Source organism: Streptomyces sp. NPDC040432, assembly GCF_055595445.1.
On the sequence record NZ_JBVIVP010000037.1, the window covers coordinates 30513 to 44798 of the forward strand.

At 71.4% G+C, this 14286-nt stretch carries 14 protein-coding genes; 7 read left to right on the forward strand and 7 right to left on the reverse strand.

What is annotated here, in order from left to right; all coding sequences use genetic code 11:
- Positions 1-44 precede the first annotated feature (44 nt).
- The 3 genes from ACZ58N_RS37370 to ACZ58N_RS37380 form a co-directional block, all read right to left on the reverse strand.
- Positions 45-1322 (reverse strand): MFS transporter, encoded by a 1278-nt coding sequence (locus ACZ58N_RS37370; protein WP_471169620.1) that lies wholly within the window; start codon positions 1320-1322, stop codon positions 45-47.
- A gap of 74 nt (positions 1323-1396) precedes the next feature.
- The gene (locus ACZ58N_RS37375) at positions 1397-3421 is read right to left on the reverse strand and encodes an ABC transporter ATP-binding protein (protein ID WP_471169622.1); all 2025 of its coding nucleotides are present in this window, start codon (positions 3419-3421) and stop codon (positions 1397-1399) included.
- Positions 3418-3756 carry an NUDIX hydrolase gene (locus ACZ58N_RS37380; RefSeq protein WP_471169625.1) on the reverse strand — a complete coding sequence of 113 codons (339 nt, stop codon included), beginning with the start codon at positions 3754-3756 and terminating at the stop codon, positions 3418-3420. The genes ACZ58N_RS37375 and ACZ58N_RS37380 overlap by 4 nt, the downstream gene beginning before the upstream one ends.
- A gap of 402 nt (positions 3757-4158) precedes the next feature.
- Between ACZ58N_RS37380 and ACZ58N_RS37385 the strand changes: the two genes are divergently transcribed.
- The 6 genes from ACZ58N_RS37385 (at position 4159) to ACZ58N_RS37410 (ending at position 9202) form a co-directional block, all read left to right on the forward strand.
- A complete protein-coding gene (locus ACZ58N_RS37385; RefSeq protein WP_471169628.1) occupies positions 4159-4944 on the forward strand; it encodes a hypothetical protein in 786 nt (261 codons plus the stop codon).
- Positions 4945-5039: 95 nt separating this feature from the next.
- A complete protein-coding gene (locus ACZ58N_RS37390) occupies positions 5040-6188 on the forward strand; it encodes a carboxylate-amine ligase (protein ID WP_471169631.1) in 1149 nt (382 codons plus the stop codon).
- Positions 6189-6395: 207 nt separating this feature from the next.
- Positions 6396-6869, forward strand: a complete 474-nt coding sequence (locus ACZ58N_RS37395) for a hypothetical protein (protein ID WP_471169634.1) — start codon at positions 6396-6398, stop codon at positions 6867-6869.
- Positions 6870-6932: 63 nt separating this feature from the next.
- Positions 6933-7508 carry a DUF4232 domain-containing protein gene (locus ACZ58N_RS37400; protein ID WP_471169689.1) on the forward strand — a complete coding sequence of 192 codons (576 nt, stop codon included), beginning with the start codon at positions 6933-6935 and terminating at the stop codon, positions 7506-7508.
- Positions 7509-7880: 372 nt separating this feature from the next.
- Complete coding sequence (gene alc, locus ACZ58N_RS37405) at positions 7881-9020, forward strand: allantoicase (protein ID WP_471169637.1); 1140 nt, start codon at positions 7881-7883, stop codon at positions 9018-9020.
- Positions 9021-9064: 44 nt separating this feature from the next.
- Positions 9065-9202, forward strand: a complete 138-nt coding sequence (locus ACZ58N_RS37410) for a hypothetical protein (protein ID WP_471169640.1) — start codon at positions 9065-9067, stop codon at positions 9200-9202.
- A 70-nt stretch (positions 9203-9272) separates the two neighbouring features.
- Here ACZ58N_RS37410 and ACZ58N_RS37415 read toward each other — a convergent pair whose 3' ends face one another.
- Positions 9273-10193 (reverse strand): MOSC domain-containing protein, encoded by a 921-nt coding sequence (locus tag ACZ58N_RS37415; RefSeq protein WP_471169643.1) that lies wholly within the window; start codon positions 10191-10193, stop codon positions 9273-9275.
- A gap of 316 nt (positions 10194-10509) precedes the next feature.
- On the opposite strand from ACZ58N_RS37415, the gene ACZ58N_RS37420 reads away from it, so the two are divergent.
- The gene (locus tag ACZ58N_RS37420) at positions 10510-10851 is read left to right on the forward strand and encodes a FeoC-like transcriptional regulator (RefSeq protein ID WP_471169645.1); all 342 of its coding nucleotides are present in this window, start codon (positions 10510-10512) and stop codon (positions 10849-10851) included.
- Positions 10852-10947: 96 nt separating this feature from the next.
- On the opposite strand, the gene ACZ58N_RS37425 is transcribed toward ACZ58N_RS37420, so the two are convergent.
- The 3 genes from ACZ58N_RS37425 to ACZ58N_RS37435 form a co-directional block, all read right to left on the reverse strand.
- Positions 10948-11676 (reverse strand): hypothetical protein, encoded by a 729-nt coding sequence (locus ACZ58N_RS37425; RefSeq protein ID WP_471169648.1) that lies wholly within the window; start codon positions 11674-11676, stop codon positions 10948-10950.
- Positions 11677-12029: 353 nt separating this feature from the next.
- Positions 12030-12968 carry a MerR family transcriptional regulator gene (locus ACZ58N_RS37430; protein ID WP_471169651.1) on the reverse strand — a complete coding sequence of 313 codons (939 nt, stop codon included), beginning with the start codon at positions 12966-12968 and terminating at the stop codon, positions 12030-12032.
- Positions 12969-13661: 693 nt separating this feature from the next.
- Positions 13662-14240, reverse strand: a complete 579-nt coding sequence (locus ACZ58N_RS37435) for a Rossmann-fold NAD(P)-binding domain-containing protein (RefSeq protein ID WP_471169653.1) — start codon at positions 14238-14240, stop codon at positions 13662-13664.
- Between the last annotated feature and the right edge of the window lie 46 nt (positions 14241-14286).

Genomic DNA, 14286 nt, shown 5'->3' on the forward strand with positions numbered 1-14286 from the left:
CCTCGCAGATCGGCGGGACGGGGGTGGAGAGAAGACGGCCGTCTTCATGGGCGCGACGCTGGTTGATCGGCGTCGGCGGGCGGCTGCTCCCGGCCGACGGGAACGGGCTCGTCGTCGGAGGGGGATGCGGAGGGGGATGCGGAGGCGGAGGGGGCGGGCATGGCGGTCAGGCGGCTGACGGGTGAGCGCCACAGCACCAGCACCGGGAACACCAGCAGCAGCGTTCCGGCGGTCAGCGCCGCCCGGACCCCGTAGCCAGTGGCCATCGCGCCCGCGGCCAGGGCCGCGAGCGGCTTGCTCCCGGAAACCAGCCAGGTGGAAGTCTGCTGCGCCCGTGCCTGCAACTGCGGTGGGCAGAGCTGCTGACGGAGGGACCTCTGCGTGGTTCCCGCAACGGCCGCCGCGGCGAGTTGGAGGGCCCCCGCCGCGGCGAGGACCGCCTGCCAGACCGGCCCGGGACCGGCGACCAGCAGCGGCACGCCCGCCACGGGGCAGGTGGCGAATCCGGCGAGGAGGGTGCGGCCGGGGCCGAAGCGGGCCACGATCCGCGGGGCCACCAGAGCGCCGGCGAGCGCGCCCGCACCGGACAGGCCCATCACGATTCCCAGCCCGGTCGGCCCCGCCTCCAGCGAGGTCAGCAGGTGGTACGCGAACAGGGCCCCGATGACGCCGACGCCCATCCCGGTCAGGATCAGTGCCAGGACGAGATCCCGCACCAGTGGTGTGCGGGCCGTGTGCGCGAGGCCCTCCCCGATCTCCCCCAGCATCCGGCGCCTTCGCACACGCGCGGCGGTCTGCCCCACGGGGGCGCCGGGATCCGGGACCCGGGCCGCGCACCAGGCGGACACCAGGTACGACAGGACGTCGAGCCAGAAGGCCCGGGCCGCGCCGAGCACCGCGACGACGACGGTACCGAGGGACGTGCCGGCCGTGTCAGCCGCACCGAACGCCGCGCCGACGCGGGCGTTGGCCCGGTGGAGCCGGTCCGGTTCCACCAGTTGCGGCACGATCGCGATGGCCGCCGCCTGGTGCAGCACGGTCACCGCGCCCAGGACCAGGGCGACCCCGTAGAGGACCGGCATGGTCAGCATGCCGGCCGCGGCCGCCGCCGGGATGACCGCGACGACGCCGGCGGCGGCCAGGTCCGTGCCCACCATCAGGGTGCGTTTCGCGTGGCGGTCGACGACGACTCCGGCCGGAAGGGCGAGGAGGAAGGTGGGCAGGTGCGTCAAGGACGCCAGGAGCGCGGCCTGACCCGCCGTCGCCTCCAGCTCCAGCACGGCCAGGGCGGGCAGGGCCACCAGATGCACCGATGTCCCCACGAGCCCGGCGGCCTCCCCGCTCAGATACAGCCGGAACCCCCTTCCGAGCCCGGACCCGGCCCGTGCACCGGCCCTCATGTCTGGCCCTGTGCGGTGGCGTCGTCGTGGTCTCCGGTGGGCTGGGTGGGAAGGGTGGCCTCGAAGGCGGAGGCCTGTACGAGGTACGCCTCACGGAAATCCCCCGTGCCCGTTGCCTCGTCCATCAACTCGGCGAACGTGCCCGACTCCGCGACCTGCCCGTCCTTCATGACGTGGATGACGTCGGCGTGGCGTACGGAGTGCAGGCGGTGCGTGATCAGCACGACGGTCTGCCCGGTCTCGGCGAGGGCGCGGATCCGGTCGAAGACCTTCTGCTCGGCGACCGCGTCCAGGGCGCTGGTGGGCTCGTCGACCACGAGGATTCCGGCGTTCTTGTACCAGGCACGGCTGATGCCGACCATTTGCCACTCCCCGCCCGAGGCGTCCTGCCCGCCCTTGAAGCCGCGCCCCAGGAGGGTGCCGATTCCGCGGGGGAGGCGGGAGATGAACCGGTCGGCGCCGGAGAAGCCGGCGGCCTCGTTCACGCCGTCGTCGTCGATGGGGCTGGTGGGGCGGCCGATGCCGATGTTGACGCGGACGGTGAACGGCCACCGGAAGAACGACTGGGACATGAGGGCGATACGGGCGAAGATCTGCCCGCGGTCGGCCTTGGCCGCGTCCACACCGTCCCACCAGATCGTGCCGCCGCCCGCGTCGGGCAGGTAGAGGCCCGCGAGGAGCTTGATCAGGGTGGACTTGCCGGACCCGTTCGCCCCGACGAGCGCGATGACCTTGCCCATGGGGAAGGACAGGGACACCTCCCGCAAGGTGGGTTCCGGCTCCTGGCCGTCGCCGGCGGGGTAGGTGAAGGAGACCTTCTCGAAGCGGACTTCCCGCACCCGCTCGGGCAGGTCCTCGCCCGTTTCCGGGATGGCCCGGGCCCGGGCTTCCATGCAGAGCTGCTCGAAGTCGGCGACGAACAGGGACTCCTGGTGGAGGTCGGCCATCTGCACGACGAGGCTGTCCAGACTGGAGGATCCGGTCCGGATCGCCAGGACCGCGGTCCCGGCGACCGCGAGGTCCATCCGCCCGCTCCACAGGAACAACCCCAAAGCCCCGTAGGTGAGGAGGGTCGCGGCTCCCGACGCCGCGTCGGCGAGCAGCCCGATCCGAGCGGCGTTGCGGGCCAGGCGGGTCTGCTCGCGCTCGCTGGTCTCGGCCATCTCCCGGAAGTGGTCCAGGAGGAAGCCGCCGACCTCGTGGACGCGGACTTCGGCGGCGGCCTCCCGCTGCGTCAGGAGCTGCCCGAGGAGGAGTCCGGCCCGGGCGTGCTGGACGAAGGTGTGGAAGGAGATGTAACGCTGCTTGGAGATGGTCAGGGACCGCCAGGCGCTCGGCACCGTCATCAGGACAAGCATGGGCAGGAGCGCCGGATGGAGCACGGTCAGGACCCCGCCGGCGGCGATGAGGGAGATGCCGGAGTTCAGGGTGTTCGTGCAGTAGCGGATCATGCGGCGGGCCGAGTCGGCGCCGTAGCGGGCGGCATCCAGGAGCCGGTGGAACTCGTCGTCCTCGATGGCCGCGAGCTCCACGCGGTACACGAGGGCGAGGTACTGCTCGGTCGCGACCCGCTGGACCTTCGGCTCCAGCTCCCCCGTCGCGGCCGTCGACGCGGATCGCAGCAGCGAGCCCAGCAGCGCGACCACCGCCACCACGGCGAGCGCCGGCACGGCCCGGGCCAGACGCTCGTTGGTCAGCCCGCTCGCGAGGAGGTGACCCAGAACGCTGTTGACGGCGACCAGTCCGGTCGCCTGGGTGATGCCGCGCCCGACCTCCGCGCCGAGCATGACGCGCAGCGCGCGGGCGTCCGCGAGGCGGGCGAGCCTCAGCCCGGTACCGATCATCCTGGGTAAGGACCGGGCCATGGTCCACAGACCGAGCTTGAGCCACACGCCCTCGTGGCGGTCCCAGCCGACGTCGTACGCCAACTCCCCGCCGAACAGGAGCCGCTCGGACTCCGACACCTCCGTCGCCCCGGTGTTCTCGTTGCCCTTGTTGCCCTTGTTGCCCTTGTTGCTCACTTCGTCCCCCTCGTGTCCCGGAACGCTCCGGTGCTCGTGTTGATGTGGTCCGGGCCCCCAGTGGTGGCGTCCGGCCGGGCGCCGGGCCCGCGGCCGGGCGCTCCGTCCTCGCCCGCGCCGTTCTCGCCGCGGTGGTGCAGGAGACCGCTGAGCTCAAGGTCCTGGGCGCCGACCTGGATGCCGAGGATCCGGGACGCGACCCGGCAGGCCGCCTCGTCCACCCGCTCCGCCGGCCGGAGCCGTCCCTCCACCAGTGCCGGCCGGCCCCCGTCGGGGGAGTGGGTACGTCGTAGGAGGGCCACCCTGCCGTCGGGGCGGATCGCGAGCAGCACCACCTTCGTCAGTGGCCGGTACCCCGGTCCTGTCTGTTCGATTCGAGCAGGGGCCGGGCGGGGGCGGTGGACTGTCGACACTGATCCTCCCTGGAATGACGTGGAACCGAGCATCGATCGAACAACCCTCCACGCCCGGGTGTCGTAACGGACACAGAGGGGGGAATTTCTCGAACAGAATTCCGATGCGGGTCGGCGGGCAAGCCCGAAGGGGATGGCAGCGTTGGAACTCACACGTTCGAGTGCAGTCGGCTCGATGGCACCCGATCAGGGTCTTGCGCGATGCACGTTCGAACGGCCCGCCCCGGTTTCCGCGATGGTGGGCAGGAGCACCGTGGGCGGGGTGTGCCGGGCGGCCAGGACCCCACTCGGGAGACTCCTCACGCCGGGTGCGACTCTGGACGGATGCACGAGACAGCCGAGGCTCGGGCGATCGCTCGGTGGCCCCTCACCGCAAGCCGGGAAGCCGACTGGTTGCGGGGCCTGACCTCCGATGACGGACTGACCGGGTTCATGCCGCCGGCGCTGCCCGATGCGGCCTGGGTGCTTCACTCCATGTACGAGCACGAACTCGGACCGACGGACATGTCCTACGTCGAGTACCAGCGACGCATGCTCCTGGGCGACGGGCCCGGGATCATCCCGGGTCTGGACCCGGCGGACGTGATGGACACGATCCCCGGTGAGCACCCCGGACCTCATTGGCGCCGACTGCGATGGACGGAGCTCGCGCGCCGGATCGGTGACCCGACCGTGCCGGAGGGACGCCTACCCCGCCACAGCGCTTTCCCCTCGATCGCGCCGCGCCCCTGGCCGGTCGGAATCAAGGCCGCGCGCGAAGGCAGCATGGACCGGGCCGCCTGGAACCGCCTGACCACGATCCTCACCGAGCACAGCCCACAAGGCCCCGACACCCTCTGCCTGGCCTACTACAGCCCGCGGCTGCACGGAGCCGAGGACTTCGACAACCTGCACATCCGAACCGGCACGCTCGCGGACGCCCACGTGCTGTACGACCACCCCGAGGAGGACGGCTGGAGCCCGTCCAACCTCTGGCCGAGGGACCAGTCCTGGGTACTGTGCACGGACTACGACCTCCGGGCCACCAAGGTGGCCGGCTCGACCACGCTGATCGAAGCTCTCCTCAACGACGACGACCTCGAAGCCGTACGGCTGCCGTGGGCCACCTGACCCCCCGCATCCGCATTCCTGCCCGGGAGCGTGGACCGGGGAATGGCTCTCGCGCCGTGGGCGTCCATGCGGTCCGAGAGGGCGATGCTGGACGCATGACTGCTCCCACGACAGTTCTCCGAACGCACGACCTCGCGACCGTCGGGGTGGAAGAGGAGTTCTTCCTCATCGATCCGCGAACCCGGTTCCCCGTCCCCGCAGGCCCGGCAGTCGCCGCTCGCGCCGCCGGCGAGGTGGGCGACCTCGTGGCCGAGGAGTTCGCACTGTGCCAGGTCGAGGGACGGACCCCGCCCTGCCAGTCCGGGGCGGAGCTGCGCGGCAACCTGGAACACGTGCGGGCGGCGCTGGTGGGCGCGGCGCGGGCGGAGGGCGTGCACGTGTGCGCGTCCGGAACGCCGGTGTTGCAGAAGCCCGGACCGGTACAGGTGGCCGACCATCCGCGCTACCGGGCCGCGGAGGGTCAGTACCGGAGCATGATGGACGACTTCGCCGTCAGCGCCCTGCACGTCCACGTGCACCTGCCCGACCGCGAGCGGGCCGTGTGGACGGTGAACCGGCTGCGGCCGTGGCTGCCGCTGCTCATCGCGATGAGCGCCAACTCACCGTTCCACCGCGGCATCGACACGGGCTACTCCGGCCACCGGACCGTCCTGCGTCATCGTTTCCCCTGCCTGGGCCCCCCGCCCTACGCCCGCACCCTGCAGGAGCACGAGCGACTGGCCGTCGCCATCAGCGACAGCGAGGCCATGCTCGATCCGACCACCGCGTACTGGGATCTACGTCCGCACCCGCGGCTGCCCACCGTGGAGATCCGCGCCATGGATGTCCTGCCCGACGTGGAGGACACGGTCGCCGTAGCCCTGCTGCTGCGGGCCCTGGTCACCACGCTGGCCGGCCGGGCGTTCCAGCGCGGCCCCGGACCGGCGTGGGAGGCGGAAGTGCTCAGGGCCGCCTGCTGGCGTGCCGCACGCGACGGATGGACGAGCACCGGCCTCGGCTTCGATCCCGCCACCGGCCGCTACCGGATGCTTGCGGACATCGCCGCCTCGACGGTCGACTTCCTGCGGCCGGCGCTCGAAGCCACAGGGGACGTGGACCACGTCACGATGTGGTTCCGGCGGCTTGCCGAACGCGGGGACGCAGCGACCCGGCAACGCGCCTGGGCAACCCTGCACGGCGGGCCGGAGGCCGTCGTCGACCAGCTCGTCCTTGCCACGGCTCACGGCCGCGGCACCACGGACTGACCCGTGCTGCCGGTGGGCGGGTGGGCGGGACGAAGTACCCGCGGGAGGATCGCGACGGCAGGGGGAAGGGTCGACACGCGGAGCGTGTCAGGCCTGCGGCGCCTCTGCTGTTGGTATGACTGGCGACGTGGCGGGCGCCGCGGCCCCGCCACGTCGGGCTACGGGCGGGTCGGAAACCGCTGCGCAGGATCCCGCGTCCCCGTTGTCGTGATCATCTTCGTTGCGCTGGCGTTGGCATCGGCCGGAGTCGGCTCCCTTCTCTCGCTCGCCATGCACTCCGTGGCAGCCGTCCGGCTGCGCTCGGCCGCACCGCTCCTGGAGGCCTGGGTGTTCGTCCATGTCGGCGTCGCCGCATCGTTCTGCGCGGGTCTCGTGTTCGCCTTCGGGCACATGACCGGCTTCGATCCCACCGATCCCTGGTCTGCCTGCAACGGTCGGGTGGGCCGAACGTTTCCGGACCCTTTGACGCCCGAGAGCCGGCTCGTCACCCGGTCCGTGGTCCCGGTGTCGGTCGTCTGCGAGAAGTACCCGGGGGACCCCGCCGCCGTCGAGCAGGTGCCCGGCTGGGTCAACGTCGCCATCCTTGCCGGCGGTGGCCTGGCGCTGGGGTCCGTGGGCGTGGCCCCGTTCGCAGGGGCGCTGCGACGTCGGCTGTGCCGACCCGAGCCGGCGACGACGTAGGGTCGCCGTATGGGCCAACAGGGGTGGGCGGGGCAAGTCGGCTTGATGATGGGGGCTTTGACCATGGTGGGGGTGTTGTCGGGGTGCGGTGCGGCCTTCGACGCGCTCGGGGAGTCGTACCCGTCGGCTGAACCGATCCCCTGCCCCGAGGGCGGGGTGCGCCTGATGGAGGGCGACGGGAACGCGGCCATGGGGATACGGGTGGCCGACATCCAGCTCCTGAACTGTGGTTCGGACGTCTACGAGTTGGAGGGTTACCCGCAGGTGCGGCTGCTGGACCGGGAGCGGCGGCCGGTGCAGGTGTCGGTGACACCGGGGAACGACGGGATCACGGCGGCGGACGGAGACGACCCCCCGGCGGGGCCGCACAAGGTGGTGCTGCGGCCCGGGCAGGCGGCCTCGACGGGGATTCGCTGGCGGAACCTGGTGACGGACGGGGCGGGGGCGGCCGTCGAGGGCTGGGTACTGGAGGTCGTCCCGAAACCGGGTGCGCCCCGGGTGACGCTGGAACTGGAGCACGCGGTGGACCTCGGGAACACGGGGCGAATGGGCTTGAGCCCCTGGCGGTCCCCGGCCTCGGAGGTCTCCGGGAACCCCGGCGGGCCGCAGACGTCTCCGCCCGGGGGCAACGGCGGATGAGCGGGAGGGCCCGGACGCCGTCTGCGGCCTGGGTCCATGAACGGCTTGCGGCTTGCGGCAGACGGCCTGTGGTCCCCACCCCGCCGTCCGCTTGCGGCCGGGCCATCGGCGCGGTGGCCCGGCGGCGCACGTCGCGCCGATCCCCGGTCCCGCAGGTCCCCGCTCGGTGGGTCCTTGCCACGCCCGGACTCACCGCGGCGCGTAGGAGCAATGCGGGGCGGACCGTTCAGGTCCACTGAAATGAAGGATCGAAAACAGTCGATGGACGTGAGTGATCGCGGGCTGTGAGGGTTGTCCGTGGCACCCCGACTTCCCTGCGGAATACGCCGATTCCGCCAATTCCGCAGACTCCGTGGAAAGGCGTCCTCACCCATGAGCCCCTCCCCTTCCGGACACTCCGCCCCCGTCGAGTCCGCCTACGCCGCTCCGTACGTCTCCGGCGACCCGTACGCCGACTACCGCGGCAGCGACGCCGCCTTCACCCGGCTGCCCGACCTCGCCGACCGCCGACTGGGCGCGGGCGTCGTCGCGGCCAACGACGAGTTCTTCGCCGACCGGGAGAACCTCCTCTCCCGTACCCCCGCCGTCTTCGACGTCCACGACTACGGCAACAAGGGCAAGGTCATGGACGGCTGGGAGACCCGCCGTCGCCGCGGGGTCCACGCCGACCACCCGTTCCCCACGGCCACCGACCACGACTGGGCCCTGGTCCGCCTCGGCGCCGCCGGCATCATCCGCGGCATCGTGGTGGACACCGCCCACTTCCGGGGGAACTTCCCCCAGGAGGTCAGTGTCGAGGCCGCCGCCTTCGACGGCACGCCCTCCGTCGCCGAACTGCTGGAGGACGACGCCGCGTGGGAGGTCATCCTGCCCCGCACGCCCGTTCGCGGCCACGCAGCCAACGCCCTCCCCGTGGACTCGGACCGCCGCTGGACGCACCTGCGGATCAACCAGCACCCCGACGGCGGCATCGCCCGCCTCCGCGTCCACGGCGAGGTCGTCCCCGACCCTGCGTGGCTGGACCTGCTCGGAACCTTCGACGTGGCCTGCATCACCAACGGCGGCAGCGTGACGGAGGCGTCGGACGGCTTCTACTCCTCGCCGGGCAACACCATCATGCCGGGACTCTCGCAGAAGCAGGACGACGGTTGGGAGACCAGGCGCCGCCGTGACGAGGGCAACGACTGGATCGAGTACCGGCTCGCCGCCCGGAGCGAGATCCGCGCCGTGGAAGTCGACACGGCCAACCTCAAGGGCAACGCCGCCGGCTGGGTGTCCCTGTCGGTCAAGGACGGCACGGCCGCCGAATGGACGGAGGTCCTGCCGCGGACCGCCCTCCAGCCCGACACCCTGCACCGCCTCCCTCTGACGGTCCCCGCCACCGCCACCCACGCCCGACTGGACGTCTACCCCGACGGAGGCCTGGCCCGCCTGCGCCTCCACGGCAACCTCACCAAGGACGGCGCGGCCGCGCTGACCGACCGTGTGACCCGCGCGACGCAGCAAGGCTGAACATCCGGCACGTCAGCGGCGCGGCCGGACTCCGCCGGCCTCCGGTGCGTGCCGCCCTGGATCGTCACCGGCACCTGTTCATCACGACCTGTGCCAAGACGGCGGACATCCCCGAGGACATCGACCGACACGGCCCGGCGAAGACCAGGGACACGGCGGACGCCGACGGGGAGCAGACCTGATGGTCGGAGGCGACGCCTCACTGCCGGCATGACGTCACCGTCGCCGTCACCATCGCCGTCGTCGTGTGCCTCACCGTTCGGCGTCACCCCACTCCTTGACGGCCACCTCGTCGCCGACCGACAGCTTCCCCGGCGTGATCACGGAGAATTTCGTTCCGAAGACCACGCCACCGCTCGTCGCTCGCCGGTAGCTTGCGAGCGTCCGCAGGGGCTCCAGTCCCTGCCTCACGCCGACCTCCGGCTCAACCAATGTGACGGCACAGCGCACCGCGAGCTTGGCGAAGCCCAACTCGGCGCCGCCGATGGTGATGCGGCGTGCGCGGTCCTCGGCGTGCGGTAGGGCTGCCCAGTCGCAGCCGGTTCCGTCGTCGTAACCGTCGTAGCCGTCGTGATCGTCGCGGCTGTTGTGATCGTCGTGATCGTCGTGGCTGTCGACGACGATGTTCGGGCGGAATCGGTTCATCGACAAGGGTGGAGCGCCTCGCTCGGCCATCCGCCGGTTGAGCAGGGCGAGGGACGCCCGGGACAGCAGGTGCACCGCACTGCTGTCGGCATAGCCGGACGGGCCGGGGGTGAGGCCATCGGCGATCCGGTCGTGCTCCGGCGGTACGCGGACCAGACGGCTGGGGGTGTCGAGAACCTGCGAGAGCCAGTCGGCGACCTCGTCACCCTGGTCGATCCCGTGGAAGGCGGTGCCGAACAGATCGACGTCCCGACGCGGCGCGGACGTCGTCACGTCGAGGCGAACGGTGCCGTGATCGGCCGTGCTGTCGGCCGAGTGGAGTGTGAGCCGGGCGCCGTCGGCGCTGATGATGGGTCGGATCAGCGCGAGGCGGGGGTGACGCCGTTGTGTGCGGAAGACTCCCTCCTCACTGATGACCATGAAGCTGCGGTCGTGTGCGAGACCCGCCGGTGTCAGGAGCACATCACGCATCGACGTGCCCGCGCACCCTTTGACGGGATAGCAGATCAGATCCACAACTCCGGCCATTCGAAACCCCCTTGAGCCCCAGGACCATCATCGTTCCACCCCGCACCATCGGGGGCCGATGCCACATTCGATCATCATCACGGACGCGCCTTGCGCCGTCGGTGGTGGGACCGGGTCACCGCTGCCAGGAGCGGACCCCGCCACAGGAGGGGGCGTAGGAGGCGCCGAAGAGGGCTTTGCCGGCCGGGACGCCGGGATCCGGACCCGAACTCGCGGCCCGCGGGATGCGGGCGGAGCGGGCGCCGTCGTCGTCATCGTCATCGTCATCGTCATGATGCGAATCTCTCGCACCGCTCCGCCCACAACATCAGACCGCATGATGATCCGTCTCCCCCGCACGGGGGAGAACGGCCGGGCGGGCCCGGTCGTGAGTCCGTTGCGGCGGATCCTGGTGGAGGTCCACCGGGCCCAGGGCACCTCCCGGATCTCCGACCTGGCGGCCCGCGTGGGTGTCGCGCCCGACGAGGCGGCCTCGATGATCGACTACTGGGTCGGGCGGGGCGTACTCACCCGGGAAGCGGTCACCGGCGGCTGCCCGCCGGTGGGCTGCGGTGGCTGCCCGGTCCGGACGGCCTGTTCCTCGGCGGGCTCGCCCGGAACCCCGCCGCTGTTGCGCACCATCCGGCCGACGGTACCGGCCCCCGACGCCGGTGTGTGACGCGGCACATCACCACCCGAGGCCGCGCAATTCGAAGCACGCGGTCAACATCCGTGGCCGTCCAGGCTCGGGCCGCTCGACGAGAGGATCCCCTCCCTACAGTCCTGCCCGAGCGAGCAAGGACTCCGCCTGTTGTCGTGTGAGATGGGGCGGGGCCGGCGCGGCTGGAGGGCATGTGTGGGTACTGCGACTGAACGACAGCATCCCCACGACCTGTTCGCGCAGCGCCGACGGGGTGTCTGCCCGAACCGCGATGGCGTTCCTGACGAAGATGTCCTGGTCCGTTGCCAGCAGATCACGCAGAGTTGGCGGCAGGTCCGGATGTGCGGCGACGGCCTCCCGGACCTCGGAATCCGGGTCGGCCGCCAGTTCGGACGTCGGTACGGCGTGGGCGACCGCGGCGGCACGGGTCGCCGGATCTGCCAGCAGTCCGGGCAAGAGGTCCGCGGGAGGGACGAATGCCCGGACGCTGCCGTTGCGGATGCCCGGGTCGGCATCGGTCAGCAGCATTCGGCGGACGTCGTCGGGAGCATCGCGCCGGCGCTGGATGACCGACGATCGCACGCCGGCCTCCGGGTCCGCGGCCAGGAGGGCCAGCAACTCGGCCGACAGATGCTCGTTCATCGCAAGGAACGACCGCACAGAAGGGTCCGGGTCGGCCGCCAGACGCGCCAGCAGCCCCGGGGGCTCGTCCCTGACGCTCGCCGCGACCGCACACCGAACGGCCGGCTCCGGATGCTCCGCGAAGCGGGCCCTGATCCGAGAAGGCACGGAGGAATTCGCGGCGAGAGTCCGTACGGAGCCGAGATCGATGATCTCCGCCATCAGTTCATCCGTCAGATCCCGACGCAGCAACGCCACCGAGCGCCGAGCCCCCGGGTGCCGGAGCAGGCGCCGCACCAGGTCAACGGGCAGGTCCTGCTGAGCTGCCAGAGCGTTCAGTTCGGCATCCAGTTCCGTGGAAGGCAGGGTAAGCCGCGCGCCCGGGACCGGTCGCCTGCCGCCCAGCCCTGTTCCTGATCCCCGGCCCATCCCGGTCCGTCCTCTTCGCTTTCCCTACGAGGGCTCGTTCGCGGCAGCCCGGGGTGCGACGGGAGGGTTCACTGCCCGGATCATGTGCGGCAGGGCTTGTTCCGTCCCCGGCGCCGGCTGGTCCTCGCCGCCCCGCGGTCGTCCCGTCACTTCCGTGTCCGAGCCCGCAGAGCGTGCACCGCCCAGTCGAGTACCGGCCGCAGGCTCTCCGGCCCCGGCCAGCCGTTGATCACCGCGAGCAGCGAGGAGTACCGCTCCCTCCGGGGGTCGTTCATCCGTTCCAGCCTGGCGAGGAGTTGCCCCCGCGAGGTGGCATCGTCACCGGGGTCGAGGAGATGTGCGCAGCGGGTCATGAGAGCCGCGACGACCGGATCGGCCTGGGGCGAGGCCGGTTCGACACCCGCTGCCACGGCGGGCGTGATCCTGTCACGGACGATCGCGGCCAGGTCGTCGTGCGGTGAGGGTGGACGGCCCGGGACGTATCCGACTGTCAGCTCCTGCGCCAGGTCTCGTAGCAGGGTGCGGAAGTCCGGGTCCTGCGACAGCTCGGCCAGTTCCACCCATGCCTGGACCTGCTCCGCATCGGGGTTGTCCGGCAGTTCCGGAGTCATCGAGCGCGTGATTCCCGCGACCGTGGAGCTGGTTCCCACGCCACCGAACGCGGCGTCGAGGAAGCCGGCGACCAGTTGTTGGCGTTCGGCTTCGGACAGTTTGGCCAGTGCGTGCATCAGGTGAGTCTCCTCAGGGGTGGCCCCGCGGTTCGCCACCGCGGTCAGCACCGCGCGCCGCAGCCGCAGGATGCGGATCTGCACGTCCAACGCGTCGGCATGCGCCGCGGCGACCTCCGACAGGACGAGTTCCCGGTCGATGACCTTCCGGATGGCCACGAGGTCCAGTCCCAAATCGCGCAGGGTTCGGACGAGTTCCAGGCGTGTGACGGCGTCGTGGTCGTAGAGGCGGTAGCCGGCCGGGCTGCGGTCGGCGGGCGGTAGGAGTCCGGAGTCGGAGTAGAACCGGACGGTCTTGACCGTGCTACCGGCCCGTCGGGCCAGTTCGCCGATCGAGTAGAGCGTGCGGCCGTTCATGTCCCCCACCCTCAGGTCTCCCCCTGCTGGAGACTCAAGCTCGTGAACTCGCGACGTCGAATTCTCACAAACGGTCCTTCGCCCGAGCATGATCGAAGACGTGCCGGCGGCCCGCCCGGTTCGCATCGATGCCTACGACGTCACCCGCGCCGATGGAATCAGGGCTCCCGATCCTCCGAGTGGTCCGGGCCGCCTCCCTCGGCGCCGCCGCCCACCTCTGCCATCTGTGCCGATGCGGCCGGTGCCGCGGCGGCGGACAGGAGACGCACCGGGAGCGGTCCTCTCCCGTACGCAGGAGGGCCCGCCATCCTGGATGGCGGTTTCCGGGGGCGTCGCAACACGTGGCCGGCTCGATCAGGCCGCGCGGACTCTGTGCATGCGCTCGGCTGACGTTGTCCGTCGAGCGCTCTGGGTGGGCGCCGTTGAGCTGGGCGGCGATGGCGTCGAGGCACTCCCGCACCTCCACCACCACTCCGGCAGCACATCAGCCGGCCTGACAGTCACTTCATGCGATGTCACCGATGTCATCTGCCGAACGGGGCCCGGCTCCAGGTCTCCGGCAGCGAAACCTGTCCGGGCTGTCTGCGCGTGCCCGCCATCGCGCGGTGATGGTCTCCCCGTGCTGTCGCATCCCCCCTTCGCGTCACGTCACGCGGCGTCCGGCGGACCACCTCCCGCACGGGAATCGACACCTCATGGACGGTCCTCCCACGGCCGGACCCGCCCGACCACATGGAGTTCGCCATCGCCTCGCGCCCTGAGCGCGGCCAGCACTCCTCCACTGATCTCCTCGTGGTCGAGCCAGCGGGTATTCGGCGCGTCACCGGTGAATCCGAGCACGACGCTGCGGTGGCGCGCACTGCTCAAGGCCTCGTGCGGTCGGGGGCTGGGTGCTGTGGGCGCCGCGGCCCCGCTCCCGAGGACCTCGACCACCAGCGCGTCATCGGCAAGCGTGTCGGCGACGGCTGCGTACGTGTGCGGTCGCCCCTCGGCGTGCACCCACAGCACGGCCTGCCGGAACGGCCCTGTACGCGCGGCGGCATCGCGCAGCGCGTCGGCGAACCGGCGGGGCTCGGTGTAGTCCGCGCTGACAGGTATCAGGAGTCCGTCGGCCTTGCCGTGATTCTCGAAGGTGTCCGCCCCGGGTGGCGTGCGGGACACGACCACCGTGGTGAGGCCTTCCCGGACCAGCGCGCCCACGAGGCCGGACAGCATTCCCGTGCCGCCGACGACCAGCACCGGGCTTCGGCTGGTCGACTCGCTGATGTTCATGACGGGATGGTCGCAGGAGAATCGCGGAATCAGGGCGTCCGACGGC